The 21,462-nt window shown below is 41.2% G+C and carries 12 protein-coding genes; 10 read left to right on the plus strand and 2 right to left on the minus strand.

The genetic code is table 11. From position 1 onward, the window contains the following. The first annotated feature begins 227 nt into the window (after positions 1–227). Positions 228–2,183, plus strand: coding sequence for a GTP-binding protein (locus AM231_RS27305; RefSeq protein ID WP_054405439.1), 1,956 nt, complete (start codon positions 228–230; stop codon positions 2,181–2,183). Positions 2,184–2,334: 151 nt separating this feature from the next. On the opposite strand, the gene AM231_RS27310 is transcribed toward AM231_RS27305, so the two are convergent. Next, complete coding sequence (locus AM231_RS27310; protein ID WP_054405440.1) at positions 2,335–3,528, minus strand: MFS transporter; 1,194 nt, start codon at positions 3,526–3,528, stop codon at positions 2,335–2,337. A 556-nt stretch (positions 3,529–4,084) separates the two neighbouring features. On the opposite strand from AM231_RS27310, the gene AM231_RS27315 reads away from it, so the two are divergent. The 3 genes from AM231_RS27315 to galU all read left to right on the plus strand — a co-directional run bounded on the left by AM231_RS27315 (position 4,085) and on the right by galU (position 9,268). Beyond that, positions 4,085–5,182 (plus strand): DNA alkylation repair protein, encoded by a 1,098-nt coding sequence (locus AM231_RS27315; protein ID WP_054405441.1) that lies wholly within the window; start codon positions 4,085–4,087, stop codon positions 5,180–5,182. Positions 5,183–5,547: 365 nt separating this feature from the next. Next, positions 5,548–8,061, plus strand: a complete 2,514-nt coding sequence (locus AM231_RS27320; protein WP_054405442.1) for a U32 family peptidase — start codon at positions 5,548–5,550, stop codon at positions 8,059–8,061. A 334-nt stretch (positions 8,062–8,395) separates the two neighbouring features. After that, complete coding sequence (galU, locus tag AM231_RS27325) at positions 8,396–9,268, plus strand: UTP--glucose-1-phosphate uridylyltransferase GalU (RefSeq protein WP_054405443.1); 873 nt, start codon at positions 8,396–8,398, stop codon at positions 9,266–9,268. Between the two features lie 68 nt (positions 9,269–9,336). Here galU and AM231_RS27330 read toward each other — a convergent pair whose 3' ends face one another. After that, positions 9,337–11,796, minus strand: a complete 2,460-nt coding sequence (locus AM231_RS27330) for an O-antigen ligase family protein (RefSeq protein WP_054405444.1) — start codon at positions 11,794–11,796, stop codon at positions 9,337–9,339. Between the two features lie 1,385 nt (positions 11,797–13,181). On the opposite strand from AM231_RS27330, the gene AM231_RS27335 reads away from it, so the two are divergent. From AM231_RS27335 to AM231_RS27360, 6 genes are all read left to right on the plus strand, one after another. Next, on the plus strand, positions 13,182–13,958 hold the full coding sequence (locus tag AM231_RS27335) for an ABC transporter permease (protein WP_054405445.1): 777 nt from the start codon (positions 13,182–13,184) through the stop codon (positions 13,956–13,958). 33 nt (positions 13,959–13,991) lie between these two features. Further along, entirely contained in the window at positions 13,992–14,729 is a 738-nt protein-coding gene (locus AM231_RS27340; RefSeq protein ID WP_054405446.1) for an ABC transporter ATP-binding protein, read from the plus strand. Between the two features lie 11 nt (positions 14,730–14,740). Then, on the plus strand, positions 14,741–16,924 hold the full coding sequence (locus AM231_RS27345) for a bifunctional glycosyltransferase/CDP-glycerol:glycerophosphate glycerophosphotransferase (RefSeq protein WP_054405447.1): 2,184 nt from the start codon (positions 14,741–14,743) through the stop codon (positions 16,922–16,924). Between the two features lie 11 nt (positions 16,925–16,935). After that, entirely contained in the window at positions 16,936–17,745 is an 810-nt protein-coding gene (locus AM231_RS27350; protein WP_054405448.1) for a glycosyltransferase, read from the plus strand. Positions 17,746–17,833: 88 nt separating this feature from the next. Next, positions 17,834–20,464, plus strand: coding sequence for a bifunctional glycosyltransferase/CDP-glycerol:glycerophosphate glycerophosphotransferase (locus tag AM231_RS27355; RefSeq protein WP_054405539.1), 2,631 nt, complete (start codon positions 17,834–17,836; stop codon positions 20,462–20,464). A gap of 27 nt (positions 20,465–20,491) precedes the next feature. Beyond that, positions 20,492–21,415, plus strand: a complete 924-nt coding sequence (locus tag AM231_RS27360; RefSeq protein WP_242615322.1) for an NAD-dependent epimerase/dehydratase family protein — start codon at positions 20,492–20,494, stop codon at positions 21,413–21,415. Positions 21,416–21,462 lie beyond the last annotated feature (47 nt).

Genomic DNA, 21,462 nt, shown 5'->3' on the forward strand with positions numbered 1-21,462 from the left:
AGGGAAGCATTTCAGATCATACATTTTATGAATTTTCGTAATGTATATAGCTGTCCAGCTGCACTCTTAGGGGTGTGGAAGGGCAGCTATTTCGATTTATATCGCGAATGGACATAATCAAGTTTACTAGAACATATGTGCGTAAACATGGCCTGATGTGATAAAATTATGGATAAGCGTAAGGAATATCATATCCGAAATCGGTTGATAGATGAGGGAAGAAGCGGATGAAAAAAACAATAGGCATATTCGCTCACGTGGATGCTGGTAAAACCACGCTGGCGGAACAGTTGTTATATATAACGAACACCATTCAGGAACGCGGCCGTGTGGATCATCAGAATGCTTATATGGATCGTCACGATATCGAAAAAGAACGGGGCATCACCGTATTTGCCGATCAGGCGACCATGCTGTTTAACGGGTCCACCTATTACGTCATGGATACACCGGGTCATGTCGACTTCTCGCCGGAGATGGAGCGGGCGATTGCAGTCATGGATGCCGCAGTGGTTGTTATAAGTGCTGTGGAAGGTGTGGAGGGACACACGGAGACGGTATGGCAATTATTGCGCAAGCATAACGTGCCGACGTTCCTGTTTATCAATAAAATCGACCGGGTGGGAGCGAATGCCGCGCGTGTGTTGGCGGAGATCCGCAGTGAACTCACCGAGGATGTCTGCATGATTACGGAAGAAGATATGCTGCATGAAGGGGTATGGCAGACCTCGCTTATTGAAGCTGTCGCGGAACGGGATGAGCAGCTGTTTGATGTTTATATGGAACAGGGATATGAACCATCCCGGTGGCTAAAAGCAATGACTGCAATGATCAAGCGAGGGCAGTTATTCCCTTGTTTCAGCGGATCTGCGCTCCAAAATGTGGGCGTTACCCATTTCTTGCACCAACTGGACCTGCTGACGGAGACGGATTATGATCCGGGAGCAGCATTTGCCGGGAGGGTATACAAGATCCGCCATGATGATCAGGGGGCGAGGCTGACCTACATAAAAGCTTTGGGCGGGACGCTGCGAGTCCGGGACGAGCTTACGTATTCTGCGGGAGGGGAGACAATCACAGAGAAGGTGACACATATCCGCATGATCAATGGAGGGCGGCTGATCGCTGCCGATCAGGTGCAAGCGGGTGATTTGTTTGCGGTTACGGGCCTTACAGCCGCTGCAGCAGGAGACGGACTTGGGACTTTGAGCGACCGGACGGTATATGAGCTTGTACCGACACTGAAGTCGAAGGTCCATTTTGATTCCTCAATCCATCCCAAGGACATGCTGCGGGGCTTTCGTCTGCTGGATGCAGAGGATCCCTCCTTGTCCGTTCAGTGGGATGAATCGGCCCAAGCGATCCATATTCATGTCATGGGTCTTATTCAGCTTGAAGTGCTTGAACGCATCGTATTCGAACGGTTCGGCTACCAGATTACCTTCGGTGAACCGGAGATTCTATATAAAGAGACCATCACGGAGGCGGTGGTGGGCTGTGGCCATTTTGAACCGTTGAAGCATTATGCGGAAGTGCACCTGCAGCTTGCACCGGGAGAGCGGAACAGCGGTATCGTGTTTGAGAATGCTTGTCATCCCGATATGCTGCCGGTGAATTATCAGCATCTGGTTGCCCAGCATGTTGGCGAAAGAGATCATCATGGGCTGCTAACAGGATCTCCGGTCACCGATCTCAAGATCACCTTGCTAAAAGGCAGGGCGCACAACAAGCATACGCATGGCGGTGATTTTCGGGAAGCCACTTATCGCGCTCTGCGTCAGGGCCTGGAGAAGACAACCAATCGGCTGCTTGAGCCATACTATCACTTCAAGATTAAGGTGTCTGCGGAGTATATCGGCAGATTGATGTCGGATCTGACGCAGGCCAAGGCGAGCTTCGAACCTCCAGAAACGGCGGGAGATCAGGTAACAGTCACAGGATCCGCTCCCGTATCGACCATGATGAACTACAGCATGGAATTAGCTTCATTTACAAAAGGAAGAGGGACGATATCCCTTGTTTTCGGCGGTTATGACTGGTGCCATAACGAGGCAGAGGTCATCGAACGCAAGGGTTATGACAAGAATGCAGATCCCGAATACAGCTCTTCTTCGATCTTCTGCGCCAAGGGAAGCGGTTATGCGGTTCCGTGGGATGAGGCGGACCGTCATATGCATGTGTGATGGTTGGGGAGATACCATGCAAAGCCTTAAAGTGAAGGTCTGAAATTAAGTGAAAGATCGGGAAGCGAAGGCTTGGAACAGAATTATTACGCACGCGTGATCTTCAATCTTAACGCGTGCGTAATCAAGGCATTATGAAGGAAGGGACTCTTTATCTTTCCGCAGGTTGTTGGCGCGAAGATCGCATGGTCCAGTAAGTGATGGCGGTCGTAATTAGCATCAAGACACCGGTCATTAAGAATACCGAATGGATGTTAAACATACCGCTGATCAAGCCGCCAGCGAGAGGCCCGGCCATGCCGCCGATTTGGTTAGCTGTTTGATTGAGGCTAAATGCCCGCCCGCGAAATTCACTTGCTGTATTTTGGACGACAAGGCCGTTGAGCGCCGGAAATACCGCACAGAAGAAGGCGCCATAAGCAAAGCGAATGGCCGAGAATGCCCAGATGTTACTGAACAGAATTTGGGCGAGCGAACCGATTCCGCTGGCAAGCAGTCCGATCAGCAGCACCTTCTGGAACCCAATTTTATCTGCCAAGCGTCCCCAGCGGGCGGCAAACAGAATACTAGCGATCCCGACAATGGAGAAGACGAAGCCCGCAATCATCGAGGTATGCGTAGAAGAGCCGTTGATTTGGGCGATATACAGCGGCAATACGGGTTCGATCGTCATGACAGAGAACTGTGTCAGCACAGTGAGCATCAGCACGGTCAATAGCGCTTTATTATGTCCGGCCACCTTGAATGTGTTGATGACGGAGACGCGCTCTTTGCCGGGAACAAATTTCTCTTCCTTGACCCAGAATATGACGAGCAGTGTGGCAGCCAGACAGAGCGTACCTGCCAGTCCGAATGCCATTCGGTTGCTGAACAGGGAGGCCAGGGTGCCTCCGATCATCGGACCCATAATGCCGCCAGTAGCGGTTGCTGTGGATATCATGGAGAGGGCATAGCCGACTTTGTTCTCGGGTGTGTTGGTGCCTACAATCGCGATAGCGCCTGGAATAAAGCCAGATAGTAGTCCTTGCAACACACGGAGAATGAGAACCTGATATTCATTCGTTACGAAAGCCATGAGTACATAGATGACAAAGAGCACCAGACCTGCACGAATAATCATGGGCTTTCGTCCATATTTATCACCGACGGCTCCCCAGAAGGGAGAGGACAAAGCCCCTGCCAAAAAAGAGGCGCTGAAGAGCAGTCCTGACCACATTTCCGTATGCTGGGTAACGCCGAGTTCAATCAGAAAAAGCGGGAGAAAGGGTATGACCATCGAGAAGCTTGATGAAACGATAAATGAGCCGAACCACAAGACCCATAAATTCTTTTTCCAACTTTCCATGTGTTCTTCAACTCCTGATGTATGATTTGTTGTAGTCCTCCGTGCTCGCCTCCTGTCATTTTAATAAGGATATAATCTATGTAAATACATTTTTAAACAGATAAGAAAGTACAAGCTGTAGGGCCTATCATTCTTATCTCGCAAAAGAAACCATTTTTTAATGTGGGCTGTAATTAGTGAAAGTACGTCGCTTGTTGTTTATCTTATTGATAAAAGGCCTCTCCATCTATTCATCGCCATGGCCTCCAACCTCGTGAGGTGCGTGGCCCGGGACGGGGATGCTTGGATGTCTGTCGACGAATTTGGAAATAGCAAAACGCCCCCCAAATTAGGTAATCTGGAAATAACCCGATTACCGCACTAAAGCGAAAGGCGTGCAACTTCATCCTACATCACTTGAAAAAGATTGGGAAGAGGAGAGGGAGGTAGTCGGCGGGATGAAAAGGCTCCGTTCAGGATGGCAGGGAACCGCCCGATCCTTGATGCAATAAGGAGTTTCAGGATTCATGAAGTTGTTGATAAGATATGGTGAAATTATTTATTGAGGAGATCTGAAATGAGAGAGACACTGAAGGATCTATATACGAATACGTTGCTCCAAGAAGTGACCGATCGCTTGAAAGAGACCTATTCGGCATTTGAAACGAACCGCTTCATGGAGCTGATATATAACGAAACCTGGGAGCATGAGGAATTTAAACAGCGCATCCGGCATATTACGTTGGCGCTAACCGACACGCTGCCTGCTTCTTATCCCGAAACGGTGCAGATTCTGCAGCAGGTGGCTTCACATTTTAGGGGTGTGGAATATATATTTTTTCCCGACTATGTTGAAGTAAACGGGATGGAGGACCTGGAGACATCCATGGAGGCGCTGGCTGTGTTTACGCATTATTCTACGGCAGAGTTTGCGGTTCGGCCTTTTATCATGCGGGATCAGGAAGGGATGCTGGCCCAGATGATGATTTGGGCGAAGTCGGATGATGAGCATCTGCGCCGCTTGGCTAGCGAAGGCTTGCGGCCGCGGTTGCCCTGGGCACCACAGCTTCCGGCCCTCATCAAGGAACCTCGTCCGGCTCTGCCGATTCTGGAGCAGTTGAAGGAGGACTCTTCCTTATACGTTAGAAAAAGCGTCGCCAATCACTTGAACGATATCTCGAAGGATCACCCGGAGCTTGTGTTAGAGATTGCGTCCCAATGGTATGGCGGGCATCCGCTGACGGATTGGATTGTCCGGCATGGACTGCGCTCGCTGCTGCGAAAAGGGGATGTCCGGGCACTGGCCATTTTTGGTTATGAGGAGCTTGAGGAGCTCGAAGGCCTAGAAGTGCGTGAGCTGCGCTTGAAGCGTTCGGTCATTGCGATGGGCGATGATCTGGAGTTTGCTTTTCAGCTGGTTAACGAAACCGGCCAGAAGATGGTGCTCCGCATCGATTATGAAATTGATTATATGAAGGCAAGCGGCAAGCTGGCGCCAAAACGTTATAAATGCTCGGACAAAATCTACGCGCCGGGAAGCTGGAAAGTCGAGAAGAAACAGTCTTTTAAGCCGATCTCCACCCGCCGCTTCTACTCAGGCGATCACCGGTTGCATATTATTGTGAACGGCAAGCGCCTGGCCAGCATGGACTTTGTGCTGGAGGGTGTGGAGTAAGGGTTAGTCGTGGACCGTCGCAGGGCGATGGGCGAGAAGAAACAAGTCTTCCGATGGGAAGGCTTGTTTTGGTTTCTCTTTTTTATAGTTGAGCTAGAGCCGAGGATGTTTCATTATCATTTAAACCTAATATCGCTATGTGGATTATGGCAACACTATTAAAACTGTGGAAATCAAGTTAGCAGGTAGAAGAGAAGCCCGACTTTTGGTAAACTAGATAAGTTGAAAAACTTTCAAAGTGTTTACAATCATATGATATAGATGTCGGTGGCCTTGTTCTATGAAAATAGAGTATGGCTTGCAGGTTTCAATGGAAGAATAGGAATACACAGCACGCCGGCTTGAACCGGCCTGGGAGGAAATAGATGGACACGAAAGCACTACGAAGAGAAGACGTGGAATTGCTGGCGCCGGCAGGAGACTGGGATTGCATGCGAGCTGCCGTGGCAAACGGGGCGGACGCGATCTTTTTTGGGGTTGAGAAATTTAATGCGCGCGCACGAGCGAACAATTTCCGGATGGACGAGCTGTCCGAAATTATGGCCTTTCTGCACAGTTATGGGGTTAAGGGATTCTTGACCTTTAATATTCTCGTGTTCGAGAACGAGCTGGAGGATGCCAAGGAACTGATTGATGCGTGTGTGGATGCTGGCGTGGATGCGGTAATCGTACAGGACTTGGGTCTGGTCAAAATGATTCGCGAAATTTCACCGGACTTCCCAATCCATGGCTCTACGCAAATGACGATTACGTCGCCAGAGGCCGTTGAGTTCACGAAGCCGTTCAATATGGAGCGTGTCGTATTAGGACGCGAGAACAATCTGAAGCAAATCCAGAAGATCGGAGAACAGGCGAAGCTGCCGATGGAAGTATTCGTGCATGGCGCTCTTTGCGTATCGTACTCGGGTCAGTGCCTGACGTCCGAAATGTGGGGGGGCCGTTCCGCCAACCGCGGTGAGTGCGCGCAGGCCTGCCGTCTGCCTTATGATCTGATTGTGGATGGCGAGCAAAAGCCGATGGGAGACGTAGCGTACCTGCTCTCTCCAAAAGATCTGGCGGCGATTGACCTGATGCCAGAGCTGATTGAAGCGGGTGTGACCTCGTTCAAGATTGAGGGACGTTTGAAGAGCCCGGAATACGTGGCTAACGTTGTGAGCAAGTACCGGAAGGCGATCGACCGGTATTTTGACGGGGAAGATGCAAGACCGAGCAAGGAAGAGGTGCGGGAGCTGCAGCAGAGCTTCTCTCGCGGGTTCACGCATGGATTCCTGGACGGTACGAATAATAAAAAGCTGGTTGAAGGTACGTTCCCTAAAAGCCGCGGCGTGTATCTTGGTCGGGTAGAACAGATTCTGCGCGACGGTGTTGTCTGCAAGCTGGATGCGCCGCTGAAGCGCGGGGACGGCATCGTGTTTGATGCTGGAGATCCGACGAAAAAGGAAGAAGGCGGACGCGTCTACGATGTACGCCGCAAAGGCGTTAAGCTGGAGGGTGAAGCGCAGAAAGGCTGGATCATCGATATCGTTCCGGGCCGGAGCGATGTAGATCTGCGCAAGCTGCATGTCGGTGACCGGATCTGGAAGACCAATGATCCGGCGCTGGACAAGCGACTCCGTCAGACATACGAGACGGAGAAGCCGTACCGGGTATTCCCGGTACATGTTCGTGTAAGCGGCCGTCCTGGACAGCCGCTGTCGACCTGGTGGACCGATGTGCAGAAGGGCACGACGGTCCAGGTGGATTCGGAGCTGGAACTGGAGATTGCCCAGAAGCGGCCGCTCAGCCAGGAGATCCTGGAAGAGCAGCTTGGACGCCTGGGCGGAACGGTGTTCCAGCTTGAGGCACTTGACGTCGACTTGTATGGCGACGTCATTGTGCCGATTCGCGAGCTCAACAGCATCCGCCGCCGTGCGGTGGAGCTGCTCGCTGGCGAGCGGCCGAAGCCGCCCGTATACGTGAAACGGGCGGTGTCAGTGTATGGCGATGCGGCTGTGCCCGCAGCGCCTGTGGCCCGCGGTGAGGCGAAGCTCACCGCGCTGTGCCGCAGCCTCCCGCAGGTGGAGGCTGCACTTGAGGCCGGCGTTGAGATGATCTACGCCGACTTCGAGTTCATCAAGCAGTTCCCGGCAGCAGTGGAAGCCGTACGGGCAGCCGGCAAACAGATTGCGCTGGCTACGCCGCGCATTCACATGCCGGGCGAGAACGGCTACCACAACAACATCCTGCGCCTCCAGCCGGACGCCGTGCTGGTGCGCAACACCGGTGCGCTGTATTTCTACCTGCGCCACCGCATGGAGAACCCGGGGACGAAGCATCCTCGGCTGATCGGCGACTTCTCCTTGAACATCGCCAACCACAAAGCGGTTGACCTGTTCACCGAAGTCGGCTGCGACATTGTCACGCCTTCCTATGACCTGAACATCCAGCAGATGGTCGATCTTCTTGGCAAGGCGGACACATCCAAGATGGAGATCGTCATCCATCAGCATCTGCCGATGTTCCATACCGAGCACTGCGTCTACTGTACGTTCCTGAGCGAAGGAACGGACTACACGAACTGCGGCCGTCCGTGCGAAGAGCATCGGGCCTCCCTGCAAGACCGGATCGGCATGTCCCATCCGGTACGCGTAGACGAAGGCTGCCGCAACACGGTGTACAATGCCATCGAGCAATCCGGGGCCGAGTACCTGGCCAATTTTATGGAGCTGGGCGTATCCAACTACCGCGTCGAGTTCCTCGAAGAAACGCCGGAACAAGTACACGAGGTTATCGATCTCTACAAGCGCGCCCTCCGCGGTGAGATCAGCGGTACTCAGGTGTGGAAGAAGCTGAAAGCGACCAACCAGCTTGGGGTTACGCGTGGGCAATTGGTGAAGTAATACGGAAGGCCAATTATGATATTATGTGGTGAAATAAATAGAGCATGCTAGGCCTTATAGGGTCTGGCATGCTTTTTTGTTAAGTATTTGTTCGTAGTATGATTCTCAACTATTTGGTAATACGATTGAACGTAAAATTGGAAATTCGTGTGCGGGGATAATAGTGCATATTTATTTAATTGAGATGGTGTTAGAAGAGATAGATAAGTTGTTATTTTCCTCACTGCAACATATTTATTTATGAAAATAATAACAAAAAATCATAAATTTCGATATAATAGCACTAATGTGTTCAGATACATAGTGCTTTATATCGAAAAGGAGACAGCTTTTTATGCAAATACGCAAAGCGATTATCCCTGCAGCAGGACTGGGGACACGTTTTCTTCCTGCAACGAAAGCAATGCCCAAAGAGATGCTTCCAATCGTTGATAAACCTACCATCCAATATATCATTGAAGAGGCAGTGGCCTCGGGTATTGAGGATATTATCATCGTAACCGGTAAAGGTAAAAGGGCAATCGAGGATCATTTTGATTCTTCATTTGAGTTGGAACATAACTTGGCGGAGAAAGGAAAATGGGGCCTTCTTGAGGAAGTGAGAAAACCTTCTGAAATGGCGGATATCCACTACATTCGGCAGAAAGAGCCAAAAGGTCTCGGCCATGCTATCTGGTGTGCTCGGAAGTTCATAGGAGATGAACCGTTTGCTGTGCTTCTGGGAGATGATATAGTAGAGTCGGAGACTCCATGTCTCAAGCAAATGATGAAGGTATATAATACATATCAATCCGCCATTGTTGGCGTTCAGCAGGTACCTTGGGAAGAGGTTGGTCGCTATGGAATAGTGGACGGCAACCGAAAGTCAGACAGAATTTACGAGACCAATAGACTAGTAGAGAAGCCTTCTCGTGATGAGGCTCCTTCCAATTTAGCCATTATGGGACGTTATATTTTGCCATCTATTATTTTTGACATATTAGAGAATCAGGAAGTTGGTAAGAATGGTGAGATTCAGTTGACAGATGCTCTCTCTAGCTTAGCTCGTCGTAGTCCTATAATAGCTTATGACTTTGAGGGCATTCGTCATGATGTGGGAGAGAAGATGGGTTTTATTCAGACAAGCCTTCATTATGCACTTCAGCACGAAGACTTAAGAGATGAATTGATTGATTATATGAACAGTATCTTGACGAAGGTTACTTAATTGAAGAAGATGTATATAGAAAATCGGGCGGTTCTTGGTATATCTACCACGAACCGCCCGATTTATAGTTAGAAGAGAAGCTCAGCCAGCTGTTGAACTTCTTGCTTAGCTTTAGGATCAACTTTTATTAATTTGTCCATAAGTGTGTCGTCATTTAAACCTTGCTGCTGTAAAGATGCAAGATACCATATGGCGATATCCTTGTTTGTTGTTATCGACAGGTCTTCATGTATGCCAATTTTTAGAGCATCGGATGCTTGTTTCGGTTGATTTGTAAAGAAATACATCTTACCAGTCTTTAAGATCATGTCCGGCGTGTTTTTAAATGCACGTCCTTGTAATTGCCCTTCCGGCAATGTAGCCAGATATTGAATACCTGATTGAACTTCAGTGAACGCTTCCGTTGCTTGCTTAAAATACTTGTCTTTTGTAGCGGTCTCGCCTGTTCCTAGAGCATTCATACCGAGGTTGTAACCTTTATCGATAATCTGCTCATACCACTCGATATCCCATTTGTATTTATAAGCATTGTTAATGAGTATCTCATAGGCTTCCTCTGGCTCCTGCTTTAACTCGTACCAGTCGATTAATCGTTTTAGCATAGATTTATTATTAGGTTCATCTTTTAATGCCTTGTTTAACAACTGCAATGATAATTGATAGAAGTTTTCGTCTTGATTTTGTTTGTAAACAGATTGATACAGTGAACTCATAAGTAGAACGGAGTCCGGATGACTAGGCCGAATACTTAAATCCTTATCCAGTGGTGCTTTTATCTCACTATACGATGTGCTAACCTGGGCAACAACTCGAGCTTCCATAGCTGCATCAGCAGCTTGAACATAACGAATGGAGGTGATTAGTACAATGATTGCAAAGAGGCTGACAAAAGCAGTGTACACACCACTAGCAGTTGAGTTTTTCAGACTCCGTCGTTTAATCGGTTTACTGTCTATTGCAGTAGCCATCCCGCCCAGTCCAAGGAATACGAGTATTCCTAAAAAGACGTAACTCATGTTAAAGTCCAGAATACTATGCATGAAAATCGACAATACGATGATGAAATACAGGAAATGCGAATTGCGGTTTTCTTCATTGTCTTTGATATAACGAATAATATATTTATAGAATATGAACAAAATGAACGACATGAATACAAGGAAACCGACAATACCGACCTCGACCAAGTATTGTAAGAAAAAGTTATGGGCTTGGCGGCTTGTATACGGGTTATTTTGATATTGCTCATACAGTGCGGACCATGCTCCTCCGCCTGCACCGATAATTGGATAGTCTGCAAGTAATTTTAAAGCATCTTTATAGAAAGTGAATCGTTCCAGAACACTGTGCTGATTGAAGTTAATATTCTCGAGTCGGATACTGATGTTCTTCGGAAGTAAGCTTTTAAGGTTGGTGCCAATGAATAGGAAGATCAGGATTCCACCAACAACTAAGGAACCAATCGGTATCCATAGGGCAGAGCCTTTTTTTGCGGACCATTTGTCCAGTGTTATTTCTAGTTTCGGAGCGACATATTGTTGGATCAACCAACCTAGTATTCCTACGACTGCGGATATACCAAGTAGAATTCCCCAACCTTTAAGAGCTTCGCTTCCATTAAAATTCTTATTTAGTTGCAATCCAAGCTCTGTAACCGATTTGGATATGAGCAATGAGGCGATACCTGCAACTCCGCAATAAAGGATCCACAACAGTTGTTTCGAGGGTTTCAGAAACAGTAACAGCAGAACAAATACAACCGGTAGCATGACGAGTCCGCCCCGGGACAATGTCAAGAGCAATGATACAATGATAGGTACTAGCATGAAGCTGTGGAACGCTTGACTGTACCATTTACGCGATGTCGTAATATAGAAGACTGCCGCAAACAAGAATGCCATTAGAAAGGCAGCGTATGTATTTGCATATTGGAATACTGACGTTAGACGCAGACCGTTGGAATCTGTCATAACTGCTTGTCTATAAATACCGTCAGAGACCGTATTGGAGAACCATTTTGCGATGGCACCTGCTGCCTTCCCTTGACCGAACCAGTTCAGTAAACCGAACCCGACGATCAGATAGGCAACCGTCATAATGGTTGTCTGTATGATTTGGTTTCCCAGTTTATCACGCAGCAGATACAATCCAATGATAAACATAATAGCATATATACAGTTAATGATGACCATGTTCATCGCTAGATAATAAGAGGCTGCACTGATGAGTGATAGTATGTAAGTTAGGGGTAGTAAGAATACGCCAACAGCAAGCCAGTCTCTCTGATCCTTGAGTTGAATGCTTTTATAATATTGCGCAACCCAGAGAAATAACAATAGACACGCTAATATAGCAGCCCAAAAAATAGGTTTCTCAAATTCAAGCATTTGTCCGTTAAATAGTGCCGTCTGGAACGGTGTCCAGGTTAAAAAAAGTATGATTCCTGCAATTAACACCCAAAATAAAACCGATCTGGTCTCAGGTTTCCTCGATGAGGCGGCTTTTTTCCCGTATACTGGTTTCGACAACGTAATTAGCTCCTTTTCGTGTATATACGACAATATTTTAGCATAACTCTAGTAACAGAGACCACATATATGGAAATAAGGTGTCCCGCTTCATCTATGATAGAATTAAACCACTCAATTAGATATAGAAATAATAAAAGTCGTTAAAGGGCCTTCAAACTGAAACCTACAGGAAAAGGACGTCAAACTTCCCTTGTAATCTTAAACTCTTTTAAAGTGAATGTAATCGATCGTTGAGTTTATGAATTCCTCAAAGGTATGGTAGGAACTTTAATCTAAAAAAACTCTTGGGTGATAACAACCTTACCAGTTCGTATCCTGAGTTGATGACGTCTTATGGAGTCGATCTAAAGATCTTAAATGCAGAATATATGTGTTACTTTGGTGCTGATAAATGGTCAGATTCAACTTCTGAAGTAGATGCTTCAAACTGTATGGCGTCCTTCAACGCCGATTTAGTTGGAAGACCGGTAGCTTTCAAGAATATTCGAAATAAGAAAACAAACAAGGTCTTGCTAATGCGAGGTCTTTTTATTATGCACAGCCCTGCTAAGCGCACATCTTCTAGACGGTGAAAGTCTACTACATGAGGTCCGAGCCCCCGTGTAGCTTGAATGCATGTGTATGGCGAAATCTGTACGTAGAAGCGTATATTGACAAATGTACCAGTCAGAGTCTAGGCGAGAAAAGTACCAGACCGAAACATGAAGTGAATTCTCCGGTGTAGGGAATTGACATAGTATGAGAGAAAATACAGTGAACTGGGAGGCCATTCCCTCCACGGAAAAAAACTCGTGAAAAAATGCTCTATGAGCCGACAAGGTGAAGTGAGTCGTCTATAGGAAAGAGTCCGAGGGAGTAATGGTGCATGGCAGCACGATCATCAGGCGAGTTAAAGTCACGCTGAGCCTCGGACTAAGTCTTGTCCCAGCCAGTTCAGCAAAGCCAAGCATAATGACCATATAAGCGTGATTACAGAAATTTCTAAAACCTTATTTGCTAACCTGTATTGAAGTAAATACAATCCAATGATAAATGTGAAAGAGTACATGTTCTGAAATAATACATAGCAAAATACTAGCTTGCCGCCGATAACAGGCTGAGTGTGTAGGTCTCAGGTATCAACAATACCCAGACGATTCTGCCGACTTCCAGTCTCATCTGCTTAAAGGATGCTACACCCATGCTGCATCAACGGCTAACTGATCATTACCGCCCAGTAATTATATTGATGACTAAACCAGTCATAATTTTCCTTCGTCCTCGACGCTGTCGCCTTTTTCCCGTATACTGGATTCGACACGAATTTATCTCTTTTGCATTTGATACTTGAATTATTTTAGATATAGATCCATAGTGGTACTAATTCAAAGAGGAGAAATTGCATGAAAACGCATGTTTATAATTTCTTGAAATACAAGGATTTATTTTTGGAATTGATCAGGAAAGATATTAATTTGAAATATAAGAATTCATATTTGGGTGTCTTATGGAGTTTACTGAACCCTCTGTTGATGATGATTGTATTGACTATTATTTTCTCTGAAGTCTTTCAGAATAAGATAGAGAATTTCCCGGTCTATGTTCTTACAGGTAGAATGTTATATTCGTTCTTCTCGGAATCAACCAATTTTGCCATGAACTCCATAATTAATAACAGCCAATTAATAAGAAAAGTATATGTTCCAAAGTATTTCTTTCCCTTGTCTCGGGTTTGTTCATCGTTCATTACTTCATTGATTTCATTAATACCAATTATTCTGGTTATGCTTTTAACGGGAGTTCACTTCTCTTTTTATAATTTCTTAATAATAATTCCTTTGTTTTTATTGCTTATAATTGCGATGGGTGCGGGGATGATCTTGTCCACCATCTTTGTCTTTTTCAGAGATATGGGGCATCTTTATTCTGTTATATTGATGATCTTGATGTATATGACACCTATATTCTACCCGGCATCCATTATCCCAGACCGCTATCATTGGTTGATTGAATTAAATCCGTTATACCCGTTGCTCAAGATTTTTAGAGATGTACTGATGTATGGACAAATGTTTGAGTGGAGCGAATTGTTAATTGCAGCTGCTTATGCTGTTATTTACTTTTTGGTAGGAATCTATGTTTTCTATAAAAAACAGGATCGGTTCATTTTTCATATCTGATTGGTCCAGTTGGGATGCGCAAAGGGGATTGTTATGAACGTAATTGAAGTAAATAATGTATCAATGAAATACAGATTAGCTACCGAAAAGGTAGACTCTATAAAGCAATATTTGATTAAGAAAGCAAAAAGAGAACTTCATTATGAAGATTTCTATGCACTTAATGAGATTAGTTTTTCCGTTGCCAAGGGAGAAGTGTTTGGGATTATTGGCCTGAACGGGGCTGGTAAGAGTACATTGTTGAAAATTATCTCGGGTATTTTGAAGCCTACCACCGGATCAATAAAGGTCAGCGGGAAAATTGCGCCATTAATTGAGCTTGGAGCTGGATTTAATGGTGATCTATCGGGGATAGAAAACATTTATCTTAATGGGTTGATACTTGGCTACTCCAAAAAAATGATTAAGTCAAAAATTGAGGAAATTGTTGAGTTCAGCGAACTAGGGAAGTTCATTCACACACCTATAAAAAATTACTCATCCGGGATGAAAGCAAGGCTAGGATTTTCTATCGCAACCATTGTTCAACCGGAAATTTTAATTGTCGATGAGGTATTATCGGTTGGCGATATCAAGTTCAAGGAGAAGAGTGAAAAGAAAATCTTAAGCATGATGGAGCAAGGCGCCACTATTTTATTCGTTTCTCACTCGCTAGGTCAAATTGAGAAGTTGTGTGAAAGGGTAGTGTGGTTGGAGGGTGGAAGAGTCCGCAAGATAGGTCATACTAAGGAGATCATTGAAGAATACAAAAAAATTACATTAAATAACTAGGGGAATGCATCGTGTCTTTTCGTTTATCTGTAATAATACCGGTCTATAATGTCGAGGACTATATTGAAGAATGTTTAAATTCAATTGTTAACCAGACTATTGGGATCGACCAAATTGAGGTTATCTTGATTAATGATCACAGTACAGACAACAGTATAAGTATTGCGGAACTATACGCCGACAGGTACGACTCAATCAAAATCGTTCATCACAAAAGAAACATGGGGTCGGGAATAGCGAGAAATACCGGCCTAAATATGGCTACTTCTCAATTGATTGCCTTTATTGATGCCGATGATTATATAACAGATAACACCTTCGAAATGGCTATTGAAAGCATGGAACTTACAAATAGCGATTTGTTCATCTATGAGTATGAGTATTTTAGCCCTTCGAATAAAGCTTATCCAAGAAACCCCTCTGCGCAATTATTCGCGGATACCCAAATCGTTAAAGATATAAGAGAGTTTCCGGAAATTATTTTTGCTACCTCTGTATGTAATAAGGTCTTCAAAAGAGAGTTGATTGGAGATTTAAAATTTACTGAATCCCGTATTGAGGATGTAATGTTTTCAACAATAACTACATTTCTTGCAAGAAAAATTTATATTAGCAACAGATGCAAATACTTCTATCGGAAGCGTGAAGAGAGCAACTCGAAGACAGATGAATATTATAGTAATAAAGAGAGTTACCTAGATCATCTGAATGTTAATATACAAATGCATGAATTGATCAATGAATATCCTGAATATAAGGAGCTAATCGATTGGTTCAACATTCGGTCGTTGCATCCTTTTATTTATAATATGGTGAATCAATCTTTCTTCACTTTGAAAGAAAAGCGTGATTATTTTTACAAATCAAAAGAGGTGTTTACGGGTATTAGTTCGGAAACTATAGAAAGGTTAGAGAAGCCGATTTCAAAATATATTGTCAAATCAACACAAAAGAACTCTTTTTCATTGTTTTTTTCGACAAAAAACTCCATTAAATTATATAATGGAATAAGAAAGCGATTACCCTTGATTCAAAAAGTCAATAAAGCAGCCTTGCTGGGGCTTTGTCTTGTTGCTTCTTTCTTTTATCGTTTCAATAGTAAATATCGCAATATATGGCTTGTGTGTGAACGGGGTTATGAGGCAGGGGATAACGGATATAGCTTTTTCAAGTACTTGTGTCAGAATCATCCTGAAATCCATGCGTTCTATCTCATGGATTACTCTAACCAACAGGATTTCAATAAAGTAAATTCTATAGGCGAAGTTATCCAATATGGAAGTTTCAAACACAAAATATTGTTTATTTTGGCCAAATATCTAGTAACTGCTCATCGTGGAACCATTGAACCATGGAATTATCAGCAATACAAGAGATTTTGTGGATTCCTGTCGAAAAATCAGAAGTACATCTTTCTTCAACATGGAATTACGAAAGATGATGTAAGCAATGTGCTTGGACGGAAGCAGACTTCTTTTGATCTGTTTATTACAGGAGCAAAACCGGAGTTTGATTATATTAGTTCGACCTTCGGGTATCATAATGGCGAAGTGGTTTATACGGGATTTGCTAGATTTGATGATTTACACTCATTTAAAATTAAAAAGCAAATATTATTCATGCCCACTTGGCGAAAAAAATTAGCTTGGTCTAACATTTCAGATAGGGCAGAGATGTTTAAAAATACTGATTATTTTCGTTACTATCAGTCGCTTCTTTCTAATGAAGAACTGATTCGAGTATTAAATCAAAGCGGGTATCAATTAGTTTTTTATCCGCATCACGAAATGCAACAATTTGTTGATTGCTTTTCGACTAACGCAGAACATATCTTAATTGGAAATAAGGAAAGATTTGATGTTCAAACATTGCTTAAAGAATCTTCAGTTTTAATTACTGACTATTCCAGCGTTTTTTTTGATTTTGGGTATATGGGGAAGCCCGTTGTATATTATCAATTTGATTCGGTTGACTTCTTCCAAACACATTATAAGCGGGGGTATTTCAGTTATCAAAGTGATGGATTTGGTCCAGTTTTCTCCGAAGAGCAAGAAATCATTGATTATATAAAATTCTTAGTTAATTCAAACTTTCAGATAGAAGATAAGTATCGTCAAAGGATAGAGCGTTTCTTCACCCTTAAAGACCAAAATAATTGTGAAAGAATATTTCAATCCATTATTCAATTGAAATGAGTGGGGGGTTCATGGAACAACAAATAATTCCTGATGTTTCGGTTATAATTCGTACTTATCGACGACCAACATTATTAACAAGAGCATTAACAAGTCTAGTTAATCAAGAATACAAAAAATTTGAAGTAATAGTCGTTGAAGATGGTCCTCCTATATCTAAGGAAATTATAAAAAAATTCAATAATTTAAATATTAAATATATATCTACAAAGACTCACATAGGGCGATCTGCAGCTGGAAATAAAGGTTTAGATGTGGCGACTGGGAAGTATATAAATTTTTTAGATGATGATGATATTCTTCAACCTGATCATATACAAATTTTATCTAGTGAGTTAGATGCACATCCAGATATTTGTGCTGTTCATTCATCATCAATAGAAAGGAAAGTAATTTATGAATCGTATCAACCTCTTAGGGTAAAAACTAGGAGTGAAAAATATAGTTACTCAAGTCCATTAAATAAACAAGAAATATTTTATAGGAATATGTTTCCTATACAGGCGGTGATGTTTCGAAGAAATCTATTTCTAAATTTCGGGGGATTCGATGAAAAACTAGAATATTTAGAAGATTGGGACTTGTGGATCAAGTATAGCTTGCACGGTCAATTCTTGTTTATAGATAGAATTACCTCAATTTATCATATTCCTGGAAAAAAAAGTGAACTTCGAGCCCGAAAGAAGATATTTAAAAGATATGAAGTGAATATTCTAAGTAAATACACAGATTATATTAGCATTAACAAAATAAAATCACCAAGCATTTTTAATAAGATGTTAAAAAAGTTAAGGGAAATAGTAAAAGCAAACTCATTATAATGAATATGTATTCAGTATTATACGATTATAGATTTGAGGGGTAAAATTGAAAGAAGAGATAAGTAATAAGTTCTTATTTTCTATTATTATGTCAGTTTATAATGTAGAAAATTATATTGACGAGGCAGTAGAAAGTATATTAAATCAAACCCTAGATTTTTCAAAACATGTACAGATTATCTTTGTGAATGATGGGAGTACAGATTCTAGCGGTAAGATATGTGAAATGTATAAAGACAAGTTTCCTAATAATATTGTATACATTAATAAAACTAATGGCGGGCTTAATAGTGCTAGGAATGAAGGATTGAAATATGTAAAAGGTAAATATATTAATTTTTTTGATCCAGATGACGTTTTGTCAAACAATACGCTGTTAGAGGTTTTTAATTTTTTTAATAAAAATTTCAATAGTATTGATGTTGTTTCTATTCCAATGATTTACTTTGGCGGGAGAACTGGAGATCATCCCTTGAATTTTAAATTCAAGAAAACAAGAGTGATAAATATAAATGAAGAGCCAGATAAAATCCAACTATCAATGGCAAGTTCATTTGTAAAAATAGAAGCGATAAAAAAATATAGGTTCGATGAAAATTTGACTGTTGGAGGAGATGATACTGAGTTATTAAATAAAATTCTTCAAGAAAAATTTGCATATGGTGTAATTAGTACAGCTAAATATCATTATAGAAGAAGAATAGATAATTCTTCAAATACACAATCAGGACATTTATTGAAGGAGTGGTACTCACAATATCTTAAGAATTTTTCAATAAATACAATTGATTATTCTATTGAATTACTAGGTTATGTTCCACTATATATTCAAAACGTAGTTATGTATGATTTGCAGTGGAGATTTAATATCTCCTTCGTAAATAATATTTTAATAGATGATGAATTTGCTGAATTTATAAGTTACTTAAAAAAGGCACTATCATATATTGATGACCAAGTTATTTTAAAACAAAAGTATATTAATATACATAGAAAAAAATATATTCTGGAACTAAAATATGATAAACCATTTACTCAATTAATTGATTATATATATACGAATGATAACGTATGCATATATTTTAAAAATGAATTGTTATGTTCATTAAAGAATCAATCTATATATTTTGATTTCATTGAAATGAACAAGAATGAATTATATATAGAAGGTTTTTTTGGTTCATTATTTGATAATAGTGCTGTAAAGATATTCTGTGAAGTTAATCACGAAAAAATCAAAGTAAATACAGTAAATAGAGAAACCAGCAATATTTATACTCTTAACTCTCTTGTTAAAGAGTATTATGGATTTAAAGTCAATATTCCTGTTCACTTGCTTGAAGAAAAGGCAAAGATAAAAATGTTCGTTGAAATAAATAAAGTAACAGTTCCAATTGAAATAAATTTTAATAGATTCGCAAGATTATCCTCTATCACAGATAAAAGCTATATATCATTAAATAATGAGTACTTAGCAACTTATGATAAATATAATTGTGAGCTTTTGTTGGAAAAGTATGCATATCCTAGTCGGTTGAAGAAAGAGTTAGGCTTTCTAAGATCTTTATATAAAATGAAAGTGCCTAATTATAAAAAAGTTATATTGGCTAGACTTTTCTACTTTTTGTGCAGCGCATTTCTTAAAAAAGAAACATGGCTTTTTATGGATAGAGTTGATAAGGCAGATGATAATGCGGAACACTTATATAGATATACCAAGTTACAAAAAGTAAATGCAAAGATTTATTATGTTATACGGGGAGATGTAAAAGATTATTCTCGTTTAAAGAAAGAGTTCAATATCGTTAAATTTGGTTCTTATAGACATAAATTAAAGCATTTATTATCTAGCAAGGTGATTTCATCACACGCAGATGAATGGGTTATTAATCCATTTTTGGGGACATTAGAGTATTATCAAGATCTATTTAACTATAAATTTATTTTTCTACAACATGGGATAATAAAAGATGATATGTCCTCTTGGTTAAATAAATATAATAAAAATATTAAATTATTTATTACGTCGTCTAAGAATGAATATGAATCAATACTAAATAATTCGTATGGATATACTAGTAATGAGGTATCCCTAAGTGGTTTACCTAGATACGATAGTTTAATTAATCAAAATGAAAAGCAAATCTTAATTATGCCTACATGGAGAAAAAGTATTGTTTGTGAGTTAAATCAACTGACAGGAATTCGGCCATACAATGAGTCTTTTAAAGACACAGAGTATTTCAATTATTATAATAAATTAATAAATGATGAAAGAATACTTACGATAGCTAGGGATAAAGGTTATAAATTGCTATTTTTCCCTCATCCTAATATTCAGCAGCAAATTAAAGATTTCCACAAAAATGATTATGTTAAATTTGTTGATTACGACGTTTCTTATCAAGAACTTTTTAACAAATCGAGTTTATTAGTTACTGATTTCTCTTCTGTGTTTTTTGATTTTGCATATTTGAAAAAACCGATATTATACTTTCATTTTGATGAAAATCATTGGGGTAATGGTTATTTTGATTATGAGAAAATGGGTTTTGGGGAAGTATGTAATAATTATGAGGTTCTTGTAGAAAAAATTGTTCAATCTATAAAAAATGACTGTATTATGTCAGATAAATATATTCAACGAGTAGATGACTTTTATTCGTTTACTGATAATCGCAACTCTGAAAGAAATCTAAACTTAATTAAAAATTTATAAATTAGGGAGAGAATTATTATTAAAGTAATGGTTACAGGTGGTGCGGGGTTTATTGGATCTCATATTGTAGATTTATTATTACTTAATCAATACGATGTTGTTGTTATTGATAATTTATCTACAGGTAGAAGAAGAAACTTGGATAAAAAAGTTAAATTTTATCACATTGATATACGTAGCGAAGAAATTAATAATATATTCCAAAAGGAAAAACCGGATTATTTAATTCATCATGCGGCTCAAATTAAGGTTCAGACATCAATAGAGAATCCTAAATTAGATGCGGATATTAATATTATGGGGACACTAAATTTGTTGGAAGCTGCTATTAGATCAGGCGTGAAAAAGATTATATACCCTGCGTCTGCAGCCATATACGGGGAACCGTGTTATTTGCCAATTGATGAAATGCACCCAATTAAAATGTGTTCGGGATATGGTGTATCGAAACAAATAGTCGAAAGCTATTTAAATGTATATAAAAGAATCCATGGTTTAGACTATGTTTCTTTGCGGTATTCTAATGTTTATGGCCCTAGACAAAATTCTTCAGGAGAAGGGGGGGTTGTGTCCGTTTTTGTTGACAAGCTACTCCATAATGAATCTCCCAAAATATATGGAACAGGAGAACAGTCAAGAGATTTTATATACGTTGGAGATGTGGCCAAAGCTAACTTACTGGCTCTAGAAAGTGAAATAGAAGAAGGTATTTTTAACGTTTCTAGCAATCAAAGTATAACAATTAGTTCATTATTAGAAAAAATTCAAAGTGCTACAAATTGTTTTAAAGATCCAGTATACAAAAATGAAAGGGAGGGAGATATCAAACACTCCCTTATGTGTAACTTGAAAATCAATAATTATTTGGGGTGGAAACCACAAGTAGATATAGATGAGGGAATCAAGAGTACAGTAAGTTATTATTTGATTAATTCAGGAGTATCCGTTTAAGTATCATTAATTCATGTAAGGGGTTTATTTGTGTATATTTATTTTGT

Source organism: Paenibacillus solani (genome assembly GCF_001277345.1).
Lineage (GTDB): Bacteria > Bacillota > Bacilli > Paenibacillales > Paenibacillaceae > Paenibacillus_AQ > Paenibacillus_AQ solani.